Origin of the sequence: Micromonospora sp. M61, from assembly GCF_018070245.1 — a bacterium.
Lineage (GTDB): Bacteria > Actinomycetota > Actinomycetes > Mycobacteriales > Micromonosporaceae > Micromonospora > Micromonospora zamorensis.
Genome location: NZ_JAGPYA010000127.1, coordinates 1 through 3,186 on the forward strand (window position 1 = coordinate 1; position 3,186 = coordinate 3,186).

Below are 3,186 nucleotides of genomic sequence, written 5' to 3' on the forward strand. Positions count from 1 at the left end.
CACCCCACAGATGCTCCAACACCTGCCGATGCCCGAACGTCAACACACCCGGCCTGGCCACCAACACCCCCAGCACAACCAAGATCAGTTGCACTGAACCTTAGAAACCACCCGGCGTGTCGTGGCAACAACTTCATGATCAACGAGGGTCTGAGGGCTCGGGGGTGGGGGGCTCGGGGTGGGGGTTTAGGCGGGTGGGCTTTCGACGGTTCGGATGGCCTCCGCGTAGGCCAGGGTGGCGCGGCGCAGGGCAGCTTCCGGGTCGATGCCCGCCTCGCGGGCCGCCGCTACCGTGGCCAGGAGGCTCGCGCCCAACCTTGCTTCGGCGTCCACCTGGGTGGCGGCCAACGGCGGTGGGACCTCGATGCCCCTACGGGCGGCGCGCTTCAGGATCTGTGCGGCCAGGGCCAGGGCGGGCTGGCTCAGCGCCACGCCGTCCAGCACCGAGTCGCGTGCCTTCTCAGCGCGCTTGATCCGCTCCCAGTTCTCGGTGATGTCCTCCAGAGTGCCCGCCTCGGCACCCGCGAAGACGTGCGGATTGCGCCGGATCATCTTGTCGACCAGGCCACCGGCCACGTCGTCGATGGTCCACCGCTCGTCCTCGGGCAACTCCTCGGCGAGCCGCGCGTGCAGCACCACCTGCAACAGGACGTCACCCAACTCCTCACGGAGCGCGTCGGTGTCGTCGGCACTGATCGCGTCGTACGCCTCGTAGCTCTCCTCCAGCAGATAACCGGCGAGGCTGCGGTGCGTCTGCGCGCGTTTCCACGGGTCGCCGCCCGGGGAGGCCAGCCGGTCCATCACGGCCACCGCGTCGAGCAGTCGGGCGCCCGGCGGATCCCACGAGCCGTACATCAGCTCCATCTCGGCCAACCCCGGCTGCCGGGCCAACCGCAGACCCAACTCACGGGCCAGCGCCTCGTCGCCCGCCGGACCGGCCAACCACACCACAGTGCCGTGCGTCGCCACCGCATCCAGCAACGGCTGCGTCGCCGGCCCGTCCACCACTGTGATCTCGGCGCCCGCCTGGCGCACGGCCGTGACCAGCTCGGTCTCCGCGCCGGTCAACACCGGGTTCTGGCGTACGACATCCCAGGCCGCGGAGGTCAGCAGGCCGGCGGGCAACCGGGGTGAGGTGACCAGGAGGACGATCCGTGCCGACATGCTCAGCTGGCCGTGCCCTCGTCGCTCGGGGGCGTGGCCGCGTCGCTCGGGGCCGTTGCGTCGTCGCTCGGGTTGGCGCCCGACGGAAGCGGATCCGGGGTGGAGATGTCGGTGACGGTGCCCGACTTCTCCAGGTAGGGAAGGCTGTACCTGCCGAAGCCCCCGTTCGGCACCTGGAGCAGGGCCGGAATCTCCAGCGCGGAGTAGCGCGGGTTGAGCGAGACGTCCTCCCGCTCCACCTCTGCCTCGAACGCCGCGCTGAGGGCCACCACCGCAGCCACCTGCGGGGCGATGGCCGGATCGGCGAACGCCGAACGCTGCTGCTCGACCGTCCAGCCGGCCGGGGCCACCTCGCCCTCCACCATCTTGGCGTAGACGACCGACCGCAGCTCGTCGGTCAGCTCGGCCGGCGGCAGACCCGCCTGGAGGGCGAGGAAGAGGTTGTACCAGTCAGCGGCGAGCTTCGCGTACTCGGAGCCAGGAGCTCCGAAACTCTTGCCCAACTCGTCGGCTTTGAGCTGGTCCTGGACCGGGATCTTCTTCTCCGCGACGATCCGCTTGGCCAGGTCGATGCCGACGAGCAGGTTGAGCATGTCCTGTGGGGTCGCGTCGATCCGGAGCATCTCCGGCGAGGGAGACGCGGACGGCCCGTTCTGCTGCTGGAACGCCGCCCGGGCGGTCGTCTCGTACTTCGCCTGGGCCTCGGCGTGGATCTCGTCGACCCGTTGCACCGAATAGGTGGTGTCACCGACGTACACGGCGACCCCCGGTGCGGACTTACCGCAGGCAGCGAGGGAGAGGACACCCAGGGCCGCGACGCTGGCGGCGGCGATCACACGGCGAGCACGCATGCCCGCCACTCTCTCATGCCCTCTCCCGTGCTGTGACGGCCCCCACCTCACCGAGCTTCCAGTTCACCGCAGCGCGTCACCCGGCCGCACCTGACCCGGCCGGGACGGCGAGCGGAGCGGGGGCACCGAGCACATCGGAGAGCAACTGTGCACACCACTGCAACAGCGCCTGGTCACGCAGCGGCTCCCCGCCGATCCGACGGGTGCTCGGCCGAGGCACGCTGACCTGGTCGGTGGCCTGCTTGTAGACGGCGTCCGGGTGGTAGCGCTTGAGCCGCATCTGCTTCGAATCCGGCAACGGCAACGGGCCGAACCGCACGTGCTTGCCCTGCATCGACACGTCGGTGAGGCCGTACCGGCGGGCCAGCAGGCGGAACCGGGCCACCTCCACCAGGTTCTGCACCGGCGCCGGCGGCTCGCCGTACCGGTCGGTCATCTCGGCGACCACCTCGGTCAGCCGCTCCTCGTCCCGCGCCTCGGCGAGCTTGCGGTACATCTCCAGGCGCAGCCGCTCCACGCTCACGTAGTCGTGCGGCAGGTGCGCGTCGATCGGCAGGTCGATCTTGACGTCGGGCTCGTCCTCCGACCGCTCACCCTTGAACGCGGAGACCGCCTCGCCGACCATCCGCACGTACAGGTCGAAGCCGACGCCCTCGATGTGCCCGGACTGCTCACCGCCGAGCAGGTTGCCGGCGCCCCGGATCTCCAGGTCCTTCATCGCCACGTACATGCCGGCGCCCAACTCGGTGTGCTGCGCGATGGTCGCCAGCCGCTCGTGGGCGTGCTCGGTGAGCGGCTTCTCCGGTGGGTAGAGGAAGTAGGCGTACGCCCGCTCCCGGCCCCGGCCGACCCGGCCACGAATCTGGTGCAGCTGGGCCAGGCCGAGCAGGTCGGCCCGCTCCACGATCAGCGTGTTGGCGTTGGGGATGTCGATGCCCGACTCCACGATCGTGGTGCAGACCAGGACGTCGAACTCCTTCTCCCAAAAGCCGACCATGACCTTCTCCAGAGCGTCCTCACCCATCTGGCCGTGCGCCACCGCGACCCGCGCCTCGGGCACCAGCTCCCGCAGTCGCCGCGCCGCCCGGTCGATCGACTCGACCCGGTTGTGCAGGTAGAAGACCTGCCCGTCGCGGAGCAGCTCGCGGTGGATGGACGCCGCCACCTGCCG

General features: G+C 70.2%; 3 protein-coding genes. All 3 read right to left on the bottom strand.

Annotation, left to right across the window (positions count from 1 at the left end):
- Positions 1 to 186: 186 nt before the first annotated feature.
- Positions 187 to 1,164, bottom strand: coding sequence for a nucleoside triphosphate pyrophosphohydrolase (locus tag KBX34_RS32760; protein ID WP_210928944.1), 978 nt, complete (start codon positions 1,162 to 1,164; stop codon positions 187 to 189).
- Between the two features lie 2 nt (positions 1,165 to 1,166).
- Positions 1,167 to 2,015, bottom strand: coding sequence for a hypothetical protein (locus KBX34_RS32765; protein WP_210928945.1), 849 nt, complete (start codon positions 2,013 to 2,015; stop codon positions 1,167 to 1,169).
- Between the two features lie 76 nt (positions 2,016 to 2,091).
- Positions 2,092 to 3,186, bottom strand: a 1,095-nt coding sequence (locus KBX34_RS32770) for a TRCF domain-containing protein (protein WP_282102715.1), incomplete at its 5' end; no start/stop codon positions are given.

Excerpts from the sequence above, each read along its gene's own strand:
- KBX34_RS32760 (WP_210928944.1), bottom strand. The coding sequence starts at position 1,164 with ATGTCGGCACGGATCGTCCTCCTGGTCACCTCACCCCGGTTGCCCGCC.
- KBX34_RS32765 (WP_210928945.1), bottom strand. The coding sequence starts at position 2,015 with ATGCGTGCTCGCCGTGTGATCGCCGCCGCCAGCGTCGCGGCCCTGGGT.